Raw genomic sequence first — 22,317 nt, 5'->3', positions numbered from 1 at the left:
GGAGGACGACCTACTTCCCGCTGGAGATGCCGGTCACCTTGACCTGGGTCAACGGCTGGCGGTGACCCTGGCGCTTGTGGTAGCCGGTCTTGTTCTTGAACTTGTGGATCCGGATCTTCGGGCCCTTGGTGTGCGCGGCGATCTCGCCGGACACCGCGACCTCGGCAAGCTTCGCCGCGTCGGTCACCAGGTCGTCACCGTCGACGAGGAGCACCGCGGTGAGCTTCACCGCGTCACCGGGAGCACCGGTGAGCTTCTCGACCTCGATCACGTCGCCCTCGGCGACCTTGTACTGCTTGCCGCCGGTCTTGACGATCGCGTACATCGGAGGCGGACTCCCTGTCGTTGAGGCTGCTGGCGGTCGTCCCCGCGGCGGCTCGCCGGGTAGCAGTGCACGGCGGCGCGGGCACACGGGAACTCAGCACACCAAAGGTGCGCCGCAGGCAAGAGTACGCCATGGCCGGCCCGGACCCCAAACCGGCCCGCCCTGTTCAGCGTGCGCAGAGCTGGTCGAGGCGCTGCTGGAGCCGGTCGAGTTCGGTTTCGTCGATCGACTCGACGTCGGCGCCGAGCGCGGCGGCCTCGGTGCCGATGTCGGTGAGCAGTGCCTTGAGCTGCGGATCGACGGCTCGGGCCGACTGCTCCCGCAGCGCGGTACGCCAGAGCGCCAGCGCCGCCTCGGCTCTCGCGCGGGCCGCCTCGGCCGTGGCGCTGTCGCCGGCACCCACCGCCGCCACCATCCGGCCCAACTCCTCCACGTACACCCGTAGGGCGGTCTCGCCGGCCCGCCGCGCCTCGGCGCACACCTGCGCGTCGCCCACCCCGGGCGTACCGCTCGACCCGGCGGAAGCTCCCCCGGGCCCGGCCGCCGTCGGGCCGGACCCCCCGGTGGTCGCACCGGCCGTGCCCTCGCCGACCGGCCGGTCGGCGGCGCAACCCGCCCCAGCGGCGAGCGCGCTGACCAGCACGGTTACGGCGAGCAGGCGACGCATCCTCTCCTCCTGACCGGGAGCGGCCTGGTGGGCCGGAACGGCGAGGTCCCTCCCCCGCCAGATTGCCGGAGAAGGGACCTCGTCAAACATGATGCGGGTCAGGGGCGGGTCCGCCGGCGGGTGCCACCGCGCCGGGAGCGGCGACGCCCTGAGCCACCCTCGCTGCTCTCCTCGTCGGCGTCGCCGTCGGCGAGCGCGTCCGGGTCGTCCGCCGCGGCCAGCCGGGCCGACTCGCCCTGCTGGCTGTCGGTGACCGCCGGCCCGGCGGCGGCGTCCGACTCGTAGCGGGACAGGTCGTAGCCCATGGTGTCCTGGTAGTCGGCGTCCGGCTCGGCGCTGGTGTCGGTGTCGGTGTCGACGACCTCGACCACCGCCCGCTCGGCCGGGGCGCTCTTGCGCGCCCGGCGGCGGGAGGACGCGGTGCCCTGCTCGGCGGCGGGGGCGGCGGCCACCGGGGCCGACGAGGCGACGGCCTTGACCTTCTCACCCGCCCCACCGGTGCGGGGCTTCTCCGGCACCGGCTCGGTGTGGATGATGACGCCCCGACCCTTGCAGCACTCACAGGTCTCGCTGAACGCCTCCAGCAGGCCCGCGCCGATCCGCTTACGGGTCATCTGCACCAGGCCGAGCGAGGTGATCTCGGTGACCTGGTGCTTGGTGCGGTCCCGGCCCAGGCACTCGGTGAGCCGGCGCAGCACCAGCTCACGGTTCGACTCCAGCACCATGTCGATGAAGTCGATCACCACGATGCCGCCGATGTCACGCAGCCGGAGCTGGCGGACGATCTCCTCCGCCGCCTCCAGGTTGTTCCGGGTGACCGTCTCCTCCAGGTTGCCCCCGGAGCCGGTGTACTTGCCGGTGTTGACGTCGACGACCGTCATGGCCTCGGTCTTGTCGATCACCAGCGAGCCGCCCGACGGCAGGAACACCTTGCGGTCCAGGCCCTTGATGATCTGCTCGTCGATCCGGTACTCGGCGAAGATGTCACTCGTGCCGACGTGCCGGCGTACCCGGTCGACCAGGTCCGGAGAGACGTGCGACAGGTACGACTCGACCATGCCGTACGACTGCTCGCCCTCGATCACCAGCTCGCGGAAGTCCTCGTTGAACAGGTCCCTGACCACCCGGATGACCAGGTCGGGCTCCTCGTAGAGCAGCACCGGGGCGCCACCCTCGGCGGCCTTGGCCTGGATGTCCTCCCACTGCGCCTGGAGCCGCTTGACGTCGCGCGCCAGCTCGTCCTCGCTGGCGCCCTCGGCCGCCGTACGGACGATCACGCCGGCGCCGTCCGGGACCAACTTCTTGAGTACGTCGCGCAGCCGCTTGCGCTCGTTGTCCGGCAGCTTCCGGCTGATCCCGGAGGCGTTGCCGTTGGGCACGTAGACCAGGTGCCGGCCGGAGAGCGCGATGTGGCTGGTCAGCCGGGCGCCCTTGTGGCCGATCGGGTCCTTGGTGACCTGCACCAGCACCGAGTCGCCGGAGCGCAGCGCCTGCTCGATCGAGCGGGCGCGGCCCTCCAGCCCGGAGGTGTCCCAGTTGACCTCGCCGGCGTACAGCACCGCGTTGCGGCCCCGGCCGACGTCGACGAACGCCGCCTCCATGCTGGGCAGCACGTTCTGCACCTTGCCCAGGTAGACGCTGCCGGCCATCGTGCCGGAGGAGTTGCGGGTGACGTAGTGCTCGACCAGCACCCCGTCCTCCAGGACGGCGATCTGGGTGCGGTCACCGCGCTGCCGGACCGCCATCACCCGGTCGACCGCCTCCCGGCGAGCCAGGAACTCCGACTCACTGAGGATCGGCGGCCGGGTACGCCGCTGCTCCCGGCCGTCCCGGCGACGTTGGCGCTTGGCCTCCAGCCGGGTCGAGCCGGACACACCCTGGACCTCGTCGACAGTACGGCGCGGCTCACGGATCTTGACCACGGTGGGCACGCCGTCGTCGGCGGCACCCTCGGTGTCACCGGCGCCCCGGCGACGACGACGCCGACGGCGGCGGGTCAGCCCGTCCCCGCCCTCGGACTCCTCGTCCTCGTCACCCTCGGCCTCGGCGGTCTCCTCCTCCTCGGCCTGCGCCTCCTCGGAGTCCTCGTCCTCGGCGTCGTCGGCCCCGCCCTTGCCCCGGCCACGGCCACGGCGACCACGCCGGCGGCGGCGACGCGCGGCGGCGCTGTCCTCGTCGTCCTCATCCGCCTCGGCGACCTCGTCGGCCTCCTCGACGGGCTCCTCCTCGGCCTCGACGGCCTCGACCGGCTCCACCGGCTCGACGTCGCGGCGACCGCGCCGCCGACGACGGGACGGCTCGGCCTCGACGGCCAGTTCCTCGGCGACCGGGGCGGGCTCCACCGGCCGGGTCACCGGCACGGCGTCCGGCTGCGGCGCCATGAACAGCACGGTGGGCGCGGAGAGCGCCGCACGCCGACGCCGGGTCCGCGGCTGCTCCGGCTCGATGACCTCGGCCGGCTCGATCGGCTCTTCCGCCACGTTGGCAACAGAAACCCCGGGCGGTACGTCGCCGGAACCCGCCTGGGCACCACTGGTCCGGGTCGGCTCGGCGGTGGCGTCGATCTCCGCCTCGTTCAGCTCGGCTTCCGCCTCGCGCAGGTCCGACTCCGCCAGCGTCTCGACGGCCGGCTCCTCGACAGGCTCCGCCTCGGCGGGCGGCTCCTCGACGGCGGGCGGCTCCTCGACGGCTGCGGGTTCCTCGACGGCTGCCGGCGTGGCCTTCTTCCGCCGCGTACGCGTCACCTTGACCGGGGGCACCACCTCGGCGGACGCCTCCTCGGCGGTGGCCGCGACCAGCGGTTCCGCGGCGGTCGTCTCGACCGCGGTGGCCTTGCGGCGGCGCCGGGGGGTCTTCGGGGCTACGTCCTGGTCGCCGGAGATCGGGGCGAGGACCTCCGCCTGCGGCGACTCGGCGCTGCCCGTCCCGCCGGTGGACGCCTCGACCGGCGCGTCGGTCTGCTCCGGCTGGCTGAGCGGCGCGGCCCGACGACGGGTCGTCCGGGCACGCCGCACCGGGGCTGCGGGCTCGGCGCTCTGCGCACCGGCTGGCTCAGTGCTCTGCGCACCGGCTGGCTCAGTGCTCTGCGCACCGGCTGGCTCAGTGCTCTGCGCACCGGCTGGCTCAGTGCTCTGCGCACCCGTCGGCTCCAGCGGTGCCGAGCCGGCGGCCGTGGCGGAAAGGCCGTCGGTGGTGCTCTGGTCAGCGGTGTCACCGGCCGGCTGTGAGCCGGTCCGTTCGCCGCCCTCGGGCTCGTTCTCGAGCATGGACGTTCTCCAGTTCTGGCTGCCCCGGGCGCGGGTGAGCGCTGCCACGCAGGGTTGCCGCAAAAGTGTTTCCGCCGGGCGCGCGTGGTGCGCGACCGCCGAAGTCTGCCTGCCAGAGCACTGACCGTCGGTCAATGCCCAACGATGGCTGCCCCGCCGCGGTCCGCATCCAACGGATCCACGATCGCACCCTGCGCGGTCAACGTGCCCTGAGCCAGCCGGGTCACCCTCGGCGAGACCGGCGGCTCCAGGTCGGCCACCACGCGGAGGCCGGAAAGGACGTCATCGGGCCGTACGGACGGGGTGACCTGCCGCACGACCAGTTCGAGTATCGCACACGGTACGGCCGGCGCCCCGGAAGGCGTCTCCGTCGACGCCATGACATCGATTGATATAACGGCCGCGCGAGCGTCGAAGGTCCGTCGGCCCTGCTTGGTCATCCGCTCGACCAGCACCTCGTCGGCGGCGCTGAAGGCGTCCACGGCGGCGCGCAGCACAGCGGGGTCGACCTCGGGCAGCACGATGTGCCAGTGCGATGCCTCGATCCGGTCCGGCAGGTTGCCACCGTCGGCGATCACCGCCTCCAGCACGTCCAACCCGGGCGAGAGCGCGGCGTCCAGCGCGGCGCGCAGCGCCTCCGGGTCGACCGGCGCCTGGAGGCCGATCTCCAGGTACTCCGCCTCGCTGGCCACGCCGGTGGGCGCCGCGCTGGCGTAGGAGATCTTCGGGTGCGGGGTGAAGCCCTGGGAGAAGGCGATCGGTACGGCGGCCCGACGCAGGGCGCGTTCGAAGGCGCGGGCGAAGTCCCGGTGTGAGGTGAACCGCAGCGGCCCGCGCTTGGCGTACCGGATGCGGACGCGCTGGACGATCGGCGCCTGCCCACCCTCCGGCTGTGGTTTCTTACTGATCGTCTCGCTCCTCGGAACTCAGAAACCGTTGATCATGAAGTTATTGTCGGCGACACGCGGTGCCGCAGGCAACAACTTCATGATCAACGCGGGCTGGGGCGGGCGGGCCGGCCGGGGCTACGCGGTGGGGGTTTTCAGGCTCTTCAGGGGGGTTAGGGGGAGGAGCTTCTTGCCGGTGGGGCCGATCTGGATCTCGGTGTCCATCGACGGGCAGACGCCGCAGTCGAAGCACGGGGTCCAGCGGCAGTCGTCCTGCTCGAAGCCGCTCACCGAGTCCTGCCAGTCCTGCCAGAGCCAGTCCTTGTCCAGGCCCGAGTCCAGGTGGTCCCAGGGCAGGACCTCCAGCTCCTCACGCTGACGGGTCGTGTACCAGTCGAGGTCCACCCCGAACGCGGGCAGCGTCTCGGCCGCGGCGTCCACCCAGCGCTGGTAGGAGAAGTGCTCGCTCCACCCGTCGAACCGGCCGCCGTTCTCCCACACCTTGCGGATCACCGAGCCGACCCGGCGGTCACCCCGGGAGAGCAGGCCCTCGATCAGTGACGGCTCGCCGTCGTGGTAGCGGTAGCCGATGGCCCGGCCCAGCGATCGGTCCGAGTTGATCGCCTGCTTGAGGATCTTGAGCCGGTGGTCGATGACCTCCGGGCGCTCCATGGCAGCCCACTGGAACGGGGTGTGCGGCTTCGGCACGAACCCGCCGATGGAGACCGTGCAGCGGATGTCCTTGGAGCCGGTGGCGGCCCGACCGGCCTTGATCACCTCGTGGGCCATGTCGGCGATCTCGAGGACGTCCTCGTCGGTCTCGGTGGGCAGGCCGCACATGAAGTAGAGCTTCACCTGCCGCCAGCCGTTGCTGTACGCGGTGACGACGGTGCGGATCAGGTCTTCCTTCGACACCATCTTGTTGATGACCTTGCGGATCCGCTCCGACCCGCCCTCCGGAGCGAAGGTCAGACCCGTCCGCCGCCCGTTGCGGGACAACTCCTGGGCGAGGTCGATATTGAAGGCGTCCACCCGCGTCGACGGCAGCGACAGCGACACGTTGGTGCCCGCGTACTGCTCGGCCAGGCCGGAGCACATGTCGCCGATCTCGGAGTGGTCGGCCGACGACAGCGACAGCAGGCCCACCTCGGAGAAGCCGGAGAACTCCAGCCCCTGCTGGACCATCTGCCCCACGGTGGTGATCGAGCGTTCCCGCACCGGGCGGGTGATCATGCCGGCCTGGCAGAAGCGGCAGCCCCGGGTGCAACCCCGGAAGATCTCCACCGCGTACCGCTCGTGCACCGTCTCGGCCAGCGGCACGAGGGGCTTCTTCGGGTACGGCCACGCGTCCAGGTCCATCGTCGTGCGCTTGTGCACCCGGAACGGCACATCCGCCCGGTTCGGCACGACCCGCTGAATGCGCCCGTCGGGGAGGTAGTCGACGTCGTAGAAGCGCGGCACGTACACGCTCTCGGTGCGGGCCAGCCGCAGCAGCAGCTCGTCGCGGCCACCCGGGGAGCCCTCGGCCTTCCACTCCCGGACGATCGCGGTGATCTCCAGGACGGCCTCCTCGCCGTCACCGAGCACGGCGGCGTCGATGAAGTCGGCGATCGGCTCCGGGTTGAACGCCGCGTGCCCACCGGCCACGATCACCGGGTCCGCGTCGGTGCGGTCGGCGGCCAGCATCGGAATGCCGGCCAGGTCGATCGCGGTGAGCAGGTTGGTGTAGCCCAGCTCGGTGGAGAACGAGATGCCGAACACGTCGAAGTCCCGCACCGGCCGGTGCGCGTCGACCGTGAACTGCGGCACGCTGTGCGTGCGCATCAGGGTCTCCAGGTCCGGCCAGACCGCGTACGTCCGCTCGGCGAGGGTGTCGGGCAGCTCGTTGAGCACCTCGTAGAGGATCTGCACGCCCTGGTTGGGCAGGCCCACCTCGTACGCGTCGGGATACATCAGCGCCCAGCGCACCGTCGCCGCATCCCAGTCCTTGACCACCGCGCCCAGCTCACCGCCGACGTACTGGATGGGCTTGGAGACCTGAGGGAGCAGCGGCTCCAGCCGGGGCCAGACGGAATTGGTCGCGGCCGCGCGCGGCGTCGTGGACGGGGCACTCATGATGCCCAAGGGTACGCGCCCGCCCGGCGGCGACCGCGCGGACGCCGCCACGACGCACCGATGCACCGAGCACGCCCGCCGCACCCCTGCCTCACCGCACCGCTGCCTCGACGCCCGCGCGTGCCTCGACGCCCGCGCGTGCCTCGACGCCCGCGCGGCGGCGGTGGCGACGCGGTACTAACCTCGGACCGGCGCGAGAGGAGATTGCCGCGATGCCGGAGCCCCAGCCGGGAGCACGGCCGGCCGACGGGAACACCCCGGGCGCGGAGCCGGACCAGGGTCCGGCGGTCGCCGACGAGCCGACCTCCCCACCCGTACCGCCGAACCAGCCGGAACCCCCAAACCAGCCGGAACCATCGGACCAGCCGGAACCATCGGCGCAGCCCACAGCCCTGGAGCCGTCGCAGCAGCCCGAGGCCGCCGCCGAGGTCCCCGCGCCCCGGTGGAGCGGCTCGGCGCCGGTGCCGCCGCCGTTGCCGCGTCGGCGCGCCTGGGGCGAGTCGGCCGAGCCGACTCCGCCGCCGCCCGTGCCCGTCGCATCGCCGGAGCACCAGACGCCGGTCGACCCGTGGGCCGGTGTGGACACCGGCGGCTGGGACCTGCCGTCCGCCGAGTTGCCCCCGATGCCGCCGACGTTGGACTACCCGATGCCGCCGGCGACCCGGCAGTGGTCCGGTCCGCCCGCTCCCTCAGTCGGGTCGCATCCGGTGTCGCCGCCGGCCCCTCCGATGCCACCGCAGGCCGCACCCCGACCGCCGCAGGCCGCCGGGCCCATGATGCCGAGCCGACCCATGTCGCCGCCCGCACCGCCCCCGGCACCGCCCCGACCGCCCAAGCAGCGCCGGGGCCGGCGGTCGGCCGCGCCGCCGATGGCACCACCACCGATGCCGCCGCCGGGTTGGCAGGCCCCGAAGGGGTACGTGCCGGTACCGGTACGGCGACGTCGCCGCTGGCCGTGGCTGCTGCTGCTCACCCTGGCCTGCTGCTGCGGCTGCCCCGCCTACTACGGGTTCCCGATCTCGGCCCAGTACCCGGCCCGCGCGGCGCTACCCGAGCGGGTGGCCGACCTGAGCCTGCGTCAGGACGACGGCAGCGCCCAGACCGCCCGCGAACTGGAGGGCGAGGTACGCCAGGAGTACTGGCTGGCCGAGGACACGTTCGCCGGCGTCTACGGCACGAAGGACGGCAAGCGGGTGACGGTGTTCGGCGGCACCGGCTTCCGACTGACCCCAGAGGCGGACGCGGAAGCGGAGATCACCCGGCTCAGTGACCGCTACGCGCTGGACGCCCCCGAGACGGTGAAGACCGGCGTACGGGGCCGGCACGAGCGCTGCGCGGTCGGCCGGTCCGCCGGTGCCGACGTGGTGGTCTGCACCTCGGTCGACCACGGCAGCATCGCGACCGGCGTGTTCACCCGGCTCTCCGTCGCCGACAGTGCCGACCTGCTGTCCACCCTGCGCAACGAGATCGTCCAACCCAAGGCGTGAGCCCTGCGCCGACGGTGATCAAGAGGTATCGGTCAGAACCCGCCTCCGCGATGACGCAAACCTCTTGATCACCCGTTGCGGGGCGGGGGGGGGGCGGGGGTGGCGGGTCAGGCGTCGTGGGTCGGGTCGGGGTGGGCGCGCGGCGGGGCGTAGCGCGGCACGTACTCCTGGCCGGTGAGCTTCTGGATCTCGCTCATCAGCTCGTCGGTCATCTGCCGCAGCGAGGCCCGGTCGTCCGGGCGGCCGGTGAAGTCCAGCGGCTTGCCGAACCGGATCGTGATCTTGGCGGTGCCGGGGCGCGGCACCCGGGCGCCGATCGGCTGCGCCTTGTCCGTGCCGATCATGCCGACCGGGATGATCGGCACACCGGCGGAGATCGCCAGGCGGGCCGCGCCGGTCCGCCCCCGGTAGAGCCTGCCGTCCGGTGAGCGGGTGCCCTCCGGGTAGACGGCCACCAGGTCACCGCCCTTGAGCGCCGGGATCGCGGCGTCGAACGCGGACAGTGCCGCCCGCCCGCCGGCCCGCTCGACCGGGATGGCACCCAGGCCGGTGAGGACGAACTTGGAGATCGCGCCCTTCACACCGGTGCCCTTGAAATATTCCGACTTCGCCCAGAACGCCAGGTGGCGGGGCACCACCGTGCCGAGGAACAGCTCGTCGGCGACCGAGAGATGGTTGCCGGCGAAGACCGCGCCGCCGCTCTCCGGCACGTGCTCCAGCCCTTCCACGGTCGGGCGGAACGCCAACCGCAGCGTGGGCGCCACGGTGAGCTTGCCGATGGTGTAGAGCAGGGGCACTGGTCCTCCGGCGGGATCAGGTACGAACAGGCGGTGTCACGGTAGCGGACGCCTCCACACCCCCCGGACGGAGGTGGTGAGGCGTCCGCACCCTGACGACGGTCGTTACACCCGGCGGACGACCACCGTCACCCGGTCGCCCTCGCCGACCTCACCGGCGAAGCCGTCGAGGCCCTCGGCGAAGTCGACCGAGTCGGCCAGCACCTCACCGGCCACGAAGTCGCCGTACGCGGCCACCGCCGCGCGCACCTCCTCCGACGCCGACACCGACACCACGATCCGGTCCGAGACGTTCAGGTCGGCGTCGCGGCGGGCCTGCTGCACCACCCGCACCACGTCGCGGGCCAGCCCTTCGGCGGCCAACTCCGGGGTGACCTCGGTGTCCAGCACGACCACGCCCTCAGCGCCGGGCAGCGGCGCCGAGTGCTCGGCGTCTGCGGCGACGAGACGCAGCTCGTACTCGCCCTCGGCCAGGGTGACGCCAGCGGCCACCGGGGCGCCGTCGACCAGCTCCCAGTCGCCCGCCTTGACCGCCTTGATCACCTGCTGGACCTGCTTGCCGACGCGTGGGCCGAGCACCCGGGGCACCACGGTCAGCACCTGCTGGCAGTACTCGGCCAGGTCCGCGCTGAACTCGACGGCCTTCACGTTGACCTCGTCGGTGACCAGGTCGGCGAACGGGCGCAACTGCTCCGCCGCCGGCGAGGCCACGACCAGCCTGGACAGCGGCAGACGCACCCGCAGCCCCTTGGCCTTGCGCAGCGACAGCGCCGCCGAGGCGACCGCCCGGGTGGCGTCCATCGCGGCGACCAACTCGTGGTCAGCGGGAAACTCCTCCGCCGACGGGAAGTCGGTCAGGTGCACCGAGCGCTCCCCGGTCAACCCCCGCCAGATCTCCTCCGCGGTCAGCGGCGCCAGCGGCGCCACCACCCGGCAGAGCGTCTCCAGCACGGTCCAGAGCGTGTCGAACGCGTCGGCGTCGCCGGCCCAGAAGCGGTCCCTGGACCGGCGCACGTACCAGTTGGTCAGCGCGTCCAGGTAGGACCGGACGGTGGCGCACGCGCCGGAGATGTCGTACGCGTCCATCTGCGCGCCGACCGTCGACACCAACTCGTTCGTCTTCGCCAGCACGTACCGGTCGAGCAGGTGCGTCGAGTCGGAACGGCGACGAGCGGTGTGCCCGTCGGCGTTGGCGTAGAGCGAGAAGAAGTACCAGACGTTCCACAGCGGCAGCAGCACCTGCCGGACGGCGTCGCGGATGCCCGCCTCGGTGACCGCCATGTCCCCGCCGCGCAGCACCGGCGAGGACATCAGCATCCAGCGCATCGCGTCCGAGCCGTACGCGTCGAAGACGTGGTAGACGTCCGGATAGTTGCGCAGGCTCTTGGACATCTTGCGCCCGTCCGAGCCGAGCAGGATGCCGTGGCTGAGGCAGTTACGGAACGCCGGCCGGTCGAACAGCGCGGTGGCCAGCACGTGCATGGTGTAGAACCAGCCGCGGGTCTGCCCGATGTACTCGACGATGAAGTCACCCGGGTAGTGGTGCTCGAACCAGTCCGCGTTCTCGAACGGGTAGTGCACCTGGGCGAACGGCATCGACCCGGACTCGAACCAGCAGTCCAGCACCTCCGGCACCCGGCGCATCATCGACTTGCCGGTCGGGTCGTCCGGGTTGGGGCGGACCAGGTCGTCCACCGCCGGCCGGTGCAGGTCGGTCAGGCGTACGCCGAAGTCCCGTTCGATGTCGGCGAGCGAGCCGTAGACGTCCAGGCGCGGGTAGTTCGGGTCGTCGGACTTCCACGCGGGGATCGGCGAGCCCCAAAACCGGTTGCGGCTGATCGACCAGTCGCGGGCGTTCGCCAGCCACTTGCCGAACGAGCCGTCCTTGATGTGGCCGGGCGTCCAGTTGATCTCCTGGTTCAGCTCGACCATCCGGTCCCGGAACTGCGTCACGGCGACGAACCACGACGACACCGCCTTGTAGACGAGCGGGGTGTCGCAGCGCCAGCAGTGCGGGTACGAGTGGGTGTAGGTGTCCTGCTTGAGCACCACCCCCCGCTCCTTGAGCTCCCGGATCACCGGCTTGTTGACGTCGAAGACCTGCTCACCCTGGTACGGCGGGACCAGCGCGGTGAACCGCGTGTGGTCGTCGACAGTGACGATGGTGGGGATGCCGGCGGCGTTGCAGACGTTCTGGTCGTCCTCGCCGAAGGCCGGCGCGAGGTGCACGATCCCGGTGCCGTCCTCGGTGGTGACGAACTCCGCGCCGAGCACCTGGTAGGCGTTCTCGCCCGCCTGCTCGACGAGGAAGTCGAACAGCGGCGTGTAGCGGCGTCCGACCAGGTCCCGGCCGTACACAGTGCCGACCTGCTCGTAGCCCTCCAGCTCCTTGGCGTACGCGGCCACCCGCGCCGCGCCCACGACGTAACGTTCGCCGTCGCGCTCCAGCACCGCGTACTCGATGTCGGGGCCGACGGCGAGCGCCAGGTTCGACGGCAGGGTCCACGGCGTGGTCGTCCAGACGCCGAGCTTGACCGGCCCGCGGACCAGCTCCGGGGCGGACTCGTCGGCGGTCAGCTCGAACCACACGGTAAGCGTCGGGTCGTGCCGGTCCCGGTAGACGTCGTCCATCCGCGTCTCGGTGTTCGACAGCGGCGTCTCGCAGCGCCAGCAGTACGCCAGCACCCGGAAGCCCTCGTAGATCAGACCCTTGTCGTGCAGGGTCTTGAAGGCCCACATGACGCTTTCCATGTAGTCCAGGTCGAGGGTCTTGTAGTCGTTGGCGAAGTCGACCCACCGGGCCTGCCGGTTGATGTACCGCTCCCAGTCCTGGGTGAACTCCAGCACCGAGGCGCGACAGGCGTCGTTGAACCGGGCCACGCCCAGGTCGATGATCTCCGCCTTGCTGGTGATGCCGAGCTGCTTCTCGGCCACCACCTCGGCGGGCAGGCCGTGACAGTCCCAGCCGAAGCGCCGCTCGACGTGCCGACCGCGCATGGTCTGGTAGCGCGGCACCACGTCCTTGACGTACCCGGTGAAGAGGTGGCCGTAGTGCGGCAGGCCGTTGGCGAACGGCGGACCGTCGTAGAAGACGTACTCGTTCTTGCCGTCGTCACCGGCCGGGCGAGCCTCGACGGACGCCTCGAAGGTCTTGTCGGCCGTCCAGTGCTCCAGCACCCGGCGCTCGACCGCGGGCAGGTCCGGGCTCGCCGGGACACCGGCGGCGGTCGGGTCGTGCAACGGATAGGCCATCGGGGGTCGCTCTCCTCGCGCAGCTCACTCAACGTGGGTCTGCGAGGACGAACCTTCCGGGGTACGCCTGAAACAGCGCTCCCGGTGGTCCGCGGTACCACCCCGCTTGGCGGTCAACGTGCGACCGCCCGCTCATTGGCCGGCTGTGACGGGCCGGACCCGTCCGGTTCTACTGGGCCGGTGACCCGGCTGTTCTTCCGGAGGCTCACCGGTGATAGCCGGGTCATCGCCTTACGACCGTCAACGATACAAGACCTCCCGCCCTCCCCGCCCCCGACTATCCCCACCCCACCCCACCTCGCCCCGTTGATCATGAAGTTATTGCCCGCCGTGACGGCGAGTCGTGGCAACAACTTCATGATCACCCGGGGAGGGGTGGGGGGAGGTGGCCGCGACCGGCGGCACGGGTGACGTGGGTCGGAACGCCGGTTGTCCGGACGGCACGCCCCCGACAGTTTCGAGTGGACGGTCAGCGGATCGCGGCTGAGCCCACCCGACCCACATGACCGGGATCACAGCCGGAACTGTCACGGCGTACCCCGGTCGGTCCGTCGTGTCGGTGTCAAAACCGACCAGGAGGTAGTCATGCAGCGGATGAACGCGGCCGAGGTAGCGCCGCAGGGATACCGGGCCGTGCTGGGCCTGGAGAAGTACGTCCAGACGAACGTCGACCACACCGTCCTCGAGCTGGTCAAGATGCGGGCGTCGATCTTGAACGGCTGCGCCTTCTGCGTGGACATGCACAGCCGGGACGCGCTCGCTGCCGGCGAGTCGAGCCGGCGGCTGTTCGCGGTGGCCGCCTGGCGCGAGGCGCCCTTCTTCGACGAGCGGGAGCGCGCTGCGCTGGCGCTCACCGACGCGGTGACCCGCCTCGGCGACCACGGGGTACCGGACGATGTCTGGGACGCCGCCGCGAAGGTGTGGTCGGAGAAGGAGCTGGCGGACCTGGTCCTCGCGATTGCCACAATCAACGTATGGAACCGAGTGGCGATCACCACGCGCACGGAGCTCCCGGCGCAGGTGTGACGACCGAGGCGACGCAGGCGGCCGGTGCGCTTCAGGCGCACCGGCCGATGCTGCTCGGGCTGGCGTACCGCCTGCTCGGCAGCCGGTACGACGCCGAGGACGTGCTCCAGGAGGCGTACCTGCGTTGGTTGGGCGTGGACCGCTCGACGGTGGCCGAGCCGCGCCGCTACCTGTCCCGGGTCGTGACCCGGCTGGCCCTGGACCGGCTGCGGGCGCGGCAGGCGACCCGCGAGACGTACGTCGGGCCGTGGCTGCCCGAGCCCGTGCCGACCGAGCCCTCGCCGTTCGGGCCGCTGGAGCGCGCGGAGCTGCGCGACTCGCTGTCCACCGCCCTGCTGCACGTGTTGGAGCGGCTCACCCCGCCGGAACGCGCGGTGTACGTCCTGCACACCGCGTTCGAACTGCCGTACGCGGAGATCGCCGAGATCCTGGACCGGACGCCCGAGGACTGTCGGCAACTGCACCACCGGGCGGTCACCCGGGTACGCCAGGAGCGGCGTCGGTTCACCGCCAGCAGGCCGGAGCGGGAACGACTGTTGGAGGCGTTCCTGGCCGCCGCTCGGAACGGGGACCTGGCGACGCTGACCGGCCTGGTCGCCGCAGACGCCACGGCGTGGAACGACGGCGGCGGTCGGGTGCAGGCCGCCCGCAACCCGGTCAGCGGCGCCGACCGGGTCGCCCGGTTCTTCGCCGGGATCTACGGCCCGGACCGCGAATGGGCGGTGCGGCGGCTGGAGTTGAACGGCGAACCCGCCGCCCTGCTCACCCGCCCGAACGGCGACCGCTACACGATGACCGTCGCTGCGGCGGACGGCCGGATCACCGGGATCTACGTGGTGGGCAACCCGGCGAAGCTGCCGCCGGTCGACTGAGCCCGCCGCCGCGAGCCCGCGTCGACGGGCTCGTGGTCGACGGGCTCGGGGTCGACAGCTCGGGTCAGCCCAGCTCGGGGAACCAGAGCGCGATCTCGCGCTTGGCGCTGTCCGGTGAGTCGGAGGCGTGCACCAGGTTCTCCCGGTTGGACAGCGACAGGTCGCCCCGGATGGTGCCGGCGGCTGCCTTACGGCCGTCGGTCGCGCCGACCAGCCCACGGACCACGTCGATGACCTGGTCGCCGGAGAGCACCAGGGCGATCAGCGGGCCGCTGGTCATGAAGTCCTTCAGCGGCGGGTAGAACGGCCTGTCGACGTGCTCGGCGTAGTGCTCGTCGGCGAGCGCCGCGTCCATCGTCCGGTGCGTCATCGCGTCGATCCGCAGCCCCTTGCGCTCGAAGCGGGAGAGGACCTCGCCGACCAGACCGCGGCGAACCGCGTCCGGCTTGATCAGAACGAGGCTGCGCTCTTCCGGGCTGTTGCTGGACACGCTGGGTTCCTCCTGTACGCGCAGAACGCTCGGGCTCGGTACGGTCAGCCTAGCGACCCGGTCCCGGCGCCGGCGCGGCGGCCGGTCTTTCCCCCGGCGGCCGATCCGGCCTAGCCTGGCCCTGACCCCCGGGAGGTCCACTGTGGCGAATGGCGGGAACCGACCCATCGCGCCGGTACGCAAGTTGATTGGCACGGTGCTCGGCACCGTGGCCACGTTCGTCGTCCTCTTCGGGCTGGGCATGACCAGTTGGGCCATCGTGGCGCTCGGGGTCGCCCTGCTGGTGCTGGCGATCGCGCTGGCCACCGTGCGCGGCGGTGGGCGCACCTGGGTGGTCGGTGTCGGCCACGTGCACAGCGCCTCCGAACCACCCACCCAGTACGCGTTCGGCCGCTGCGAGCTGCAACTGGTGCTGGACGCGCCGGGCCTGCCGCCCCGGTCCAAGAAGATCATCGAGCCACGGGTGCCGGTCTCCAAGTGGCCGTCGTTGGGTCAGACCCTGCCGATCCGGGTCGCGCTGGACGACCAGCGGCACGTCAAGGTCCTGTGGGACGAGGTGCTGACCCACGCCGAGACGGCGGCGGCCGTCGCCGACCTCCCACCGGAGTTCGGCGACGTCGACGCCGTGGACGAGGTGCTGATCCAGCAGGACGCCCCGCCATGGGCCGACCACCCCGGGGACGACGACTACCGCGACCCCCACGGCGACCCGTTCCGCGACCCACGCGGTGGCGATCCGTTCCGGGACCCGCACGGCGACCCGTTCCGGGACCCGCACGGCCCCGATCCGCTGCGTGACGACGCCATCGTCGCGGCGGAGGAGCACGAGCCGGTGGTGATGAGCCACAGCCCGAGCGGTCGGGTGGTGCTGGAGGGCGTCGTGGTCGAGCAGCAGGCCGGAGGCGGGCTGCCCCGACGGGCCACCACCCCCGCGCCGCGCCCACCGGAGGACGACCGGCCCGCACCGGCGGAGGAACACCTCGACCCGCCCACCGCGCAGCGCTTCGACCCGCCGCCCACGCAGCGCACCAGCCCGGTCGCCACAGACCCACTGGACCCGCTGGACCTGCCGCTGGACGATCCGGCCACCGGCGGAACGGCCCGCGATACCGTCACCGCCGAGGAACTGGACGAGGCGATCTTCGGGTACGACGGCGCGGCCGTCGCCGACCCGGCCGGCCCGATCAGCGGGGTCGGCCTCACCCTGCTGGTCACCGACCTGGCCCGGTCGCTCACCTTCTACCGCGACCGGCTCGGCTTCACCGAGGTCGACCAGGGCACCGGCAACGCCGTGCTCGCCTCCGGCACGACCCGGCTGGTGCTGCGCGAGCTGACCGAGGCGGCGCCGATCAGCCGCCGGCTGGTGCACGTCAACCTCGAGGTGGACAACATCGAGGGGGCGTACGAGCGGATGCGCGACTCCGGCGTCCGCTTCACGTACGCGCCCCGGGTGATCAGCCGGGGCAGCAAGCTGGAGGTGTGGGCGGCGGCCTTCCGGGACCCGGACGGCCACGGCATCGCCCTCACCCAGTGGCGGGAACGCGCCGACGCCTGACCCGGCCCACTCCCCCTCAGCGGGTCTCCGTGAGCGGGGTGGGTGGGGCGTCAGCCGAGGATGACCCGGCGGACGTGCAACGCGTACGCCCAGACCAGGGCGAAGATGACGCCCAGCCCGAGCAGCGACCAGTGCAGCAGACCGGCCAGCAGCAGCAGGCCCTGGAGCACGGTGCCGGCGTGCCAGGCCCAGGGGCGGCGCATCATGCCGGCGAGCAGCACGGCGGCCACCGCAAGGGCCACCACCGCGCCGATCGCCGCACCGCCGAAGTCACTGCCGACCACCCGGATCGGCTGGATGGCCAGCAGCAGCACGAGCGCTTCCAGGCTGAGCGTCCCGGCACCCAGGCCACGGACCGCACGTTCCGGGTTGCGCAACCCGGAACGGCGCGGCTGCCCGGCCGTCGGCTGCTCCCCGGACGGTCCGGCCGCGAGCTGCTCGGCCCCAGGCTGCTCGGCCCCAGGCTGCTCCACCGAGGGCTGCGCGGCCCCAGGCTGCGCGGTGGTGTGCTGGTCCGCCGATGGGTGCTCCGCGGTCCGGGGGTCCCGCTCCGGGCCGGTCATCGCTTCAGCAGCCGTCGGGCGTCCGCCACCGTGACCACCGAACCCGTGATCAGCACTCCGACCCCGCTGAGCTCACCCGGGACGTCCTCCTCGGCCATCGCCACCGCCAGCTCGATCGCGTCCGGCATCTCCTCGGCGACGTCGACCCGTTCCTCGCCGAAGATCTCGGCGGCCAGCGCGGCGAGTTCCGCCGTCGGCATCGCCCGTGGCGAACTGTTGCGGGTGACCACGACCTGGTCGACCACCGGTTCCAGCAGCTCCAGCAGACCTTCGGCGTCCTTGTCGGCGAGTACGCCGACAACCGCCACCAACTTGCTGAACGCGAACTCCTCCTGCAGCGCGGTGACGGTGGCCTTCATGCCGTGCGGGTTGTGCGCGCCGTCCAACAGAATGGTCGGGGCGTTGCGCACCCGCTCCAGCCGGCCCGGGGAGCTGGTCGACGCGAAGCCCTCCCGGACCACCTCGATGTCGAGCTGCCGTCGGGTTCCGGCACCCAGGAACGCCTCCACGGCGGCGAGCGCCACCGCCGCGTTCTGCGCCTGGTGCGCGCCGTGCAGCGGGATGAACACATCGTCGTAGACGCCGCCGAGACCCTGCAGGGTGAGCACCTGCCCGCCGACCGCGACCGCGCGGCTCAGCACGCCGAACTCGGCACCCTCCCGGGCGATGGTGGCGCCCACCTCGGAGCAGCGTTCGAGGAGGGGACGCGCGGCCTCGTCCTCCTGCGCCGCCGCGATCACGGTGGCGCCGGGGTGGATGATGCCGGCCTTGGCGAGCGCGATGTCCTGAAGCGTGTCGCCGAGCCACTCGGTGTGGTCCAGGCCGATCGGGGTGATCACGCAGACCCCGGCCTGGATGACGTTGGTGGCGTCCTCGGCACCGCCGAGCCCCACCTCGACCACCGCGATGTCGACCGGCGCGTCGGCGAACGTCGCGAACGCCAGCGCCGTGGTCATGTCGAAGTACGTCAGCGGTTCGTCCGAGCGCGCGTCGACCAGCTCGGCCAGCGGCTTGACCTCCCCGTACACGGCGGCGAACCGCTCCTCGCTGACCGGCTCGCCGTCCAGGCTGATCCGCTCCCGGACGGTCTCCAGGTGCGGGCTGGTGTACCTGCCGGTGTGCAGCCCGAACGCCCGGAGCAGCGAGTCGATCATGCGCGCGGTGGAAGTCTTGCCGTTGGTGCCGGTCAGGTGGATCGCCGGGTACGCCCGCTGCGGGCTGCCGAGCAGGTCGAGCAGTGACTCGATGCGGTCCAGCTCGAAGACCATGCGGGTGAAACCGCGGGCGGCCAGCTCGGCCTCGGCGGCGGCGAATTCGGTACGGTCGGTCACGAGGAAAGCGTCTCCAGAGCAGCATCGATCCGGACCAGATCGGCCTCGGCGGTGGCGAGCCGGTCGCGGATCTTGGCAACCACCGGCTCGGGGGCCTTGCCGATGAAGGCCGGGTTGTCGAGCTTCGCCCGAGCCTGCGCGACCTCCTTCTCGGCTGCGGCGCGGTCCTTGGTCAGCCGAGCCCGCTCGGCGGCCACATCGATCGACCCCCGGGTGTCCAACGCGACACCGACCGCGCCGGGCATGGCCAGCGTGGCGCTGGCCTGGAAGTCGTCGCCGGCCGGGTCGAGCCGGACCAGCGACCGGATCAGCGGCTCGTGAGCCGCGATGCCAGCACCGGTCAGCCCGTCGAGGCGGGCGGCCACCCGCTGCGTCGGGCGCAACCCCTGGTCGGAACGGAACCGGCGGATCTCGGTGACCACCCGCTGCACACTCACCAGCTCGGCCTCGGCGGCGTCGTCGACCAGCGACCTGTCGGCCACCGGCCAGGCGGCGGTCTGCACCGTCTCGCCGCCGGTCAGCGCGAGCCACAGCTCCTCGGTGACGAACGGGATGACCGGATGCAGCAGCCGCAGCAGCTGGTCCAGCACGTGCCCGAGCACCCGTCGGCTGGCTTCGGCCCGCTCGCCGCCCTCGGCGAGCACCGGCTTGCTCAACTCGACGTACCAGTCGCAGACGTCGTCCCAGGCGAAGTGGTAGAGCAGGTCGCACACCTTCGCGAACTCGTACGCCTCGAACTGCTCGTCGACCTCGGCGGTCACGTGCGCCAGCCGGGACAGGATCCACCGATCGACGGTGGAGAGCTGCTCGGCGGCGGGCAGGTCACCGGTGGTGTGCGCGCCGTTCATCAGCGCGAACCGCGTGGCGTTCCAGAGCTTGTTGCAGAAGTTACGCGAGCCCTGGCACCACTCCTCGCTGACCGGAACGTCCTGACCGGGGTTCGCGCCCCGAGCCAGGGTGAACCGGGTGGCGTCGGCACCGTACCGGTCGATCCAGTCCAGCGGGTCGACCACGTTGCCGAACGACTTCGACATCTTCTTGCCGAACTGGTCACGCACCATGCCGTGCAACGCGACCACGTCGAAGGGCGGCCGGCCGTCCATCGCGTAGAGGCCGAACATCATCATCCGGGCGACCCAGAAGAACAGGATGTCGTACCCGGTGACCAGCACGCTGGTCGGGTAGAACTTCGCCAGGTCCGGAGTCTGCTCCGGCCAGCCGAGGGTGGAGAACGGCCACAGGCCGCTGGAGAACCAGGTGTCGAGGACATCCTCGTCCTGGTGCCAGCCCTCGTCGGTCGGCGGCTGCTCGTCCGGGCCGACGCAGACGATCTCACCCTGCGGGCCGTACCAGACCGGGATGCGATGCCCCCACCAGAGCTGGCGGGAGATGCACCAGTCGTGCATGTTGTCGACCCAGGCGAAGTAGCGCTTAGCCAGTTCGGCGGGCTCGATGCGAACCCGGCCGTCGCGGACCGCGTCACCGGCCGCCTGGGCCAGCGGCGCAGTGTTGACGAACCACTGCAACGACAGCCGCGGCTCGACGGTCGTCTTGCACCGCGAGCAGTGCCCGACCGCGTGCACGTACGGGCGCTTCTCGGCGACGATCCGGCCCTGCTCGCGCAACGCCGCCACGATCGCGGGCCGCGCCTCGAACCGGTCCAGCCCCTCGAACGGGCCGGGCACAGTGATCACACCGCGCTCGTCCATCACGGTCAGTGCGGGCAGGTCGTGGCGCTGGCCGATCTCGAAGTCGTTCGGGTCGTGGGCGGGCGTCACCTTGACCATGCCGGTGCCGAAGGAGGGGTCGACGTGCGCGTCGGCCACGATCGGGATCCGGCGGCCGGTGAGCGGCAACTCGACCTCGGTGCCGATCAGGTGCTGGTAGCGCTCGTCGTCCGGGTGCACCGCCACCGCGGTGTCGCCCAGCATCGTCTCGGCCCGGGTGGTGGCCACCACGACCTCGTCGCTGTAGCGGATGGAGATCAGCTCACCGTCGTCGTCGGTGTGCTCGACCTCGATGTCGGAGAGCGCGGTGAGGCAGCGCGGACACCAGTTGATGATCCGGTTGGCCCGGTAGATGAGACCGTCGTCGAAGAGCTTCTTGAAGATCGTCTGAACGGCGCGGGTCAGCCCCGCGTCCATGGTGAAGCGCTCGCGGTCCCAGTCGACGGAGTCGCCGAGGCGACGCATCTGGCCCAGGATGGCCCCACCGGACTCGGCCTTCCACTGCCAGACCCGCTCGACGAACTTCTCCCGGCCCAGGTCGTGCCGAGACAGACCCTCGGCGGCGAGCTGACGCTCGACCAGGTTCTGGGTGGCGATGCCGGCGTGGTCCATACCGGGCAGCCACAGCGCCTCGAAGCCCTGCATCCGCTTACGCCGGGTCAACGCGTCCATGAGCGTGTGCTCGAACGCGTGACCCATGTGCAGCGAGCCGGTGACGTTCGGCGGCGGGATGACGATCGTGAAGGGCGGCTTGTCGCTGTCCGCCGAGGCCCGGAAGTGCCCGGCGGCTACCCACTGCTCGTACCGTCGCTGCTCTACCTCGCCGGGCAGGTACTGGCCGGCAAGGGTCGGGGCGTCGGGGCGTCGGGCATCCAGTCTCTCGGTCACCTGACAAGTCTACGGAGGGCTTCCGCAGACCCGACGTGCGCCACCTGCCATTCGCGTACGGTGTCGGCTATGTCCGACGCACATCTCACTGAGCGCCCGCTCGACGACGGTCGCGAGCCGGTCGAGCTGACCGAGGAGCCGATCCAGCTGAGCACCCGGGACACCGGGGGTGGGCCCGACGAGCGTTCGGGCGGCTGGTCCCGGCGTCGCCGGATCGGTTGGGCGATCGCGCTGGCAGTCGGCCTCGCGGGTGCGGGCACGCTGGCCGTTGGTGGGTGGCGGGTGGCGCAGCAGAAGGACACCCGGCTGACCTCACCCGACCAGGTGGCGGGGTTGACGCGGGACGACAGCGAGCGGGCGAAAAGCACAGCTGACTACCTGCGCAGCGGCCTGGCCGCCGACATCGAGCTGGACCGCAGCTTCGGCACGGTCTACCGCGATCCGGCCGACGACAAGCGGTCCGTGCTGATCTTCGGCGGCACCACCCTGCTGTGGCAGCCGGAGCGCGACCTGGACAGCCTCTTCGGCCTAATGTCCGACGAGACCGGTGCGGTGACCGGCCTGCGCGAGGTGCCCGCGGGCGACCTCGGCGGTGTGATGAAGTGCGGCAGCACCACCGGCGAGGGGGGCGACTTCGCGGTGTGCGGTTGGGCCGACCACGGCAGCGTCGTGATGGCCATGTTCCCCGGGCGGTCGGTCAACGACGCTGGCGCCCTGCTGCGGGATCTCCGCGCCGATATGCAGACCCGCGACTGACCAGCTGCGCGCCGGCGGTCCTGATGCGGTGGATCCCCGTGTCGCTGATCTGGCGGTTACCCGCCTACCTGACACCCCCACATCGGCGATATCGAGTCGATCAACCCCCGGGTGGGGGTGAGGTAACGCAGAAACGGGCCACCCGGTGAGGGGTGGCCCGCTTCTATATGTGGATACGCGTCAGGGCCACCCCCATTGCTAGGGGTGGCCCTGACGGAAAGATTGTCCGGCGGTGTCCTACTCTCCCACACCCTCACGAGTGCAGTACCATCGGCGCTGGAGGGCTTAGCTTCCGGGTTCGGAATGTAACCGG

Annotated in this window: 16 protein-coding genes and 1 rRNA gene; 5 read left to right on the top strand and 12 right to left on the bottom strand. The window is 71.6% G+C overall.

Annotated elements, in window-relative coordinates; all coding sequences use genetic code 11:
• Nucleotides 1–10 precede the first annotated feature (10 nt).
• From rplU to ABZ780_RS12575, 5 genes are all read right to left on the bottom strand, one after another.
• Complete coding sequence (gene rplU / locus ABZ780_RS12595) at nt 11–325, bottom strand: 50S ribosomal protein L21 (RefSeq protein ID WP_007464063.1); 315 nt, start codon at nt 323–325, stop codon at nt 11–13.
• Nucleotides 326–491: 166 nt separating this feature from the next.
• Entirely contained in the window at nt 492–992 is a 501-nt protein-coding gene (locus tag ABZ780_RS12590) for a hypothetical protein (protein WP_357012621.1), read from the bottom strand.
• Between the two features lie 98 nt (nt 993–1,090).
• Nucleotides 1,091–4,258 (bottom strand): Rne/Rng family ribonuclease, encoded by a 3,168-nt coding sequence (locus ABZ780_RS12585; RefSeq protein ID WP_357012620.1) that lies wholly within the window; start codon nt 4,256–4,258, stop codon nt 1,091–1,093.
• A gap of 131 nt (nt 4,259–4,389) precedes the next feature.
• Complete coding sequence (locus ABZ780_RS12580; protein WP_357012713.1) at nt 4,390–5,109, bottom strand: TIGR03936 family radical SAM-associated protein; 720 nt, start codon at nt 5,107–5,109, stop codon at nt 4,390–4,392.
• Nucleotides 5,110–5,283: 174 nt separating this feature from the next.
• On the bottom strand, nt 5,284–7,260 hold the full coding sequence (locus ABZ780_RS12575; RefSeq protein ID WP_357012618.1) for a TIGR03960 family B12-binding radical SAM protein: 1,977 nt from the start codon (nt 7,258–7,260) through the stop codon (nt 5,284–5,286).
• Nucleotides 7,261–7,472: 212 nt separating this feature from the next.
• Between ABZ780_RS12575 and ABZ780_RS12570 the strand changes: the two genes are divergently transcribed.
• Nucleotides 7,473–8,747, top strand: a complete 1,275-nt coding sequence (locus ABZ780_RS12570) for a hypothetical protein (RefSeq protein ID WP_357485893.1) — start codon at nt 7,473–7,475, stop codon at nt 8,745–8,747.
• A 107-nt stretch (nt 8,748–8,854) separates the two neighbouring features.
• Here the strand turns inward: ABZ780_RS12570 and ABZ780_RS12565 are convergent, their stop codons facing one another.
• Nucleotides 8,855–9,544 (bottom strand): lysophospholipid acyltransferase family protein, encoded by a 690-nt coding sequence (locus ABZ780_RS12565; RefSeq protein ID WP_357012616.1) that lies wholly within the window; start codon nt 9,542–9,544, stop codon nt 8,855–8,857.
• Between the two features lie 105 nt (nt 9,545–9,649).
• Nucleotides 9,650–12,796, bottom strand: a complete 3,147-nt coding sequence (ileS, locus tag ABZ780_RS12560; RefSeq protein WP_357012615.1) for an isoleucine--tRNA ligase — start codon at nt 12,794–12,796, stop codon at nt 9,650–9,652.
• A gap of 585 nt (nt 12,797–13,381) precedes the next feature.
• On the opposite strand from ileS, the gene ABZ780_RS12555 reads away from it, so the two are divergent.
• Both ABZ780_RS12555 and sigJ read left to right on the top strand, forming a co-directional pair.
• The gene (locus ABZ780_RS12555; protein ID WP_357012614.1) at nt 13,382–13,822 is read left to right on the top strand and encodes a carboxymuconolactone decarboxylase family protein; all 441 of its coding nucleotides are present in this window, start codon (nt 13,382–13,384) and stop codon (nt 13,820–13,822) included.
• A complete protein-coding gene (gene sigJ, locus ABZ780_RS12550) occupies nt 13,819–14,694 on the top strand; it encodes an RNA polymerase sigma factor SigJ (RefSeq protein WP_357012612.1) in 876 nt (291 codons plus the stop codon). Before ABZ780_RS12555 ends, sigJ begins: the two co-directional genes overlap by 4 nt.
• Nucleotides 14,695–14,758: 64 nt before the next feature.
• Here the strand turns inward: sigJ and ndk are convergent, their stop codons facing one another.
• Complete coding sequence (ndk, locus tag ABZ780_RS12545) at nt 14,759–15,184, bottom strand: nucleoside-diphosphate kinase (RefSeq protein ID WP_357012610.1); 426 nt, start codon at nt 15,182–15,184, stop codon at nt 14,759–14,761.
• A gap of 142 nt (nt 15,185–15,326) precedes the next feature.
• Between ndk and ABZ780_RS12540 the strand changes: the two genes are divergently transcribed.
• Nucleotides 15,327–16,739, top strand: coding sequence for a VOC family protein (locus ABZ780_RS12540; RefSeq protein WP_357012609.1), 1,413 nt, complete (start codon nt 15,327–15,329; stop codon nt 16,737–16,739).
• Nucleotides 16,740–16,789: 50 nt separating this feature from the next.
• Here the strand turns inward: ABZ780_RS12540 and ABZ780_RS12535 are convergent, their stop codons facing one another.
• From ABZ780_RS12535 to ABZ780_RS12525, 3 genes are read right to left on the bottom strand one after another with little or no spacing between them, the layout of a single operon-like run.
• Nucleotides 16,790–17,302: a DUF4233 domain-containing protein gene (locus ABZ780_RS12535; RefSeq protein WP_357012607.1), complete on the bottom strand. Its 513-nt coding sequence runs from the start codon at nt 17,300–17,302 to the stop codon at nt 16,790–16,792.
• Nucleotides 17,299–18,633, bottom strand: coding sequence for a folylpolyglutamate synthase/dihydrofolate synthase family protein (locus ABZ780_RS12530; RefSeq protein WP_357012606.1), 1,335 nt, complete (start codon nt 18,631–18,633; stop codon nt 17,299–17,301). The genes ABZ780_RS12535 and ABZ780_RS12530 overlap by 4 nt, the downstream gene beginning before the upstream one ends.
• Nucleotides 18,630–21,248, bottom strand: a complete 2,619-nt coding sequence (locus ABZ780_RS12525) for a valine--tRNA ligase (RefSeq protein WP_357012604.1) — start codon at nt 21,246–21,248, stop codon at nt 18,630–18,632. Before ABZ780_RS12525 ends, ABZ780_RS12530 begins: the two co-directional genes overlap by 4 nt.
• Before the next feature lie 69 nt (nt 21,249–21,317).
• Here ABZ780_RS12525 and ABZ780_RS12520 point away from each other — a divergent pair, with 69 nt between their 5' ends.
• Complete coding sequence (locus ABZ780_RS12520) at nt 21,318–22,004, top strand: hypothetical protein (protein WP_357012603.1); 687 nt, start codon at nt 21,318–21,320, stop codon at nt 22,002–22,004.
• A 224-nt stretch (nt 22,005–22,228) separates the two neighbouring features.
• Here the strand turns inward: ABZ780_RS12520 and rrf are convergent.
• Nucleotides 22,229–22,317 (bottom strand): 5S ribosomal RNA (gene rrf, locus ABZ780_RS12515); the annotation flags it as partial.

Origin of the sequence: Micromonospora sp. NPDC047467 (genome assembly GCF_040643095.1) — a bacterium.
Lineage (GTDB): Bacteria > Actinomycetota > Actinomycetes > Mycobacteriales > Micromonosporaceae > Micromonospora.
This window is presented reverse-complemented; position numbering and strand designations above follow the sequence as displayed.

What these genes read in the sequence shown, in the direction of transcription:
- rplU (WP_007464063.1), bottom strand. Translation starts at nt 325, where the DNA reads ATGTACGCGATCGTCAAGACCGGCGGCAAGCAGTACAAGGTCGCCGAG.
- ABZ780_RS12590 (WP_357012621.1), bottom strand. Translation starts at nt 992, where the DNA reads ATGCGTCGCCTGCTCGCCGTAACCGTGCTGGTCAGCGCGCTCGCCGCT.
- ABZ780_RS12585 (WP_357012620.1), bottom strand. Translation starts at nt 4,258, where the DNA reads ATGCTCGAGAACGAGCCCGAGGGCGGCGAACGGACCGGCTCACAGCCG.
- ABZ780_RS12575 (WP_357012618.1), bottom strand. Translation starts at nt 7,260, where the DNA reads ATGAGTGCCCCGTCCACGACGCCGCGCGCGGCCGCGACCAATTCCGTC.
- ABZ780_RS12570 (WP_357485893.1), top strand. Translation starts at nt 7,473, where the DNA reads ATGCCGGAGCCCCAGCCGGGAGCACGGCCGGCCGACGGGAACACCCCG.
- ileS (WP_357012615.1), bottom strand. Translation starts at nt 12,796, where the DNA reads ATGGCCTATCCGTTGCACGACCCGACCGCCGCCGGTGTCCCGGCGAGC.
- ABZ780_RS12555 (WP_357012614.1), top strand. Translation starts at nt 13,382, where the DNA reads ATGCAGCGGATGAACGCGGCCGAGGTAGCGCCGCAGGGATACCGGGCC.
- ABZ780_RS12535 (WP_357012607.1), bottom strand. Translation starts at nt 17,302, where the DNA reads ATGACCGGCCCGGAGCGGGACCCCCGGACCGCGGAGCACCCATCGGCG.
- ABZ780_RS12520 (WP_357012603.1), top strand. Translation starts at nt 21,318, where the DNA reads ATGTCCGACGCACATCTCACTGAGCGCCCGCTCGACGACGGTCGCGAG.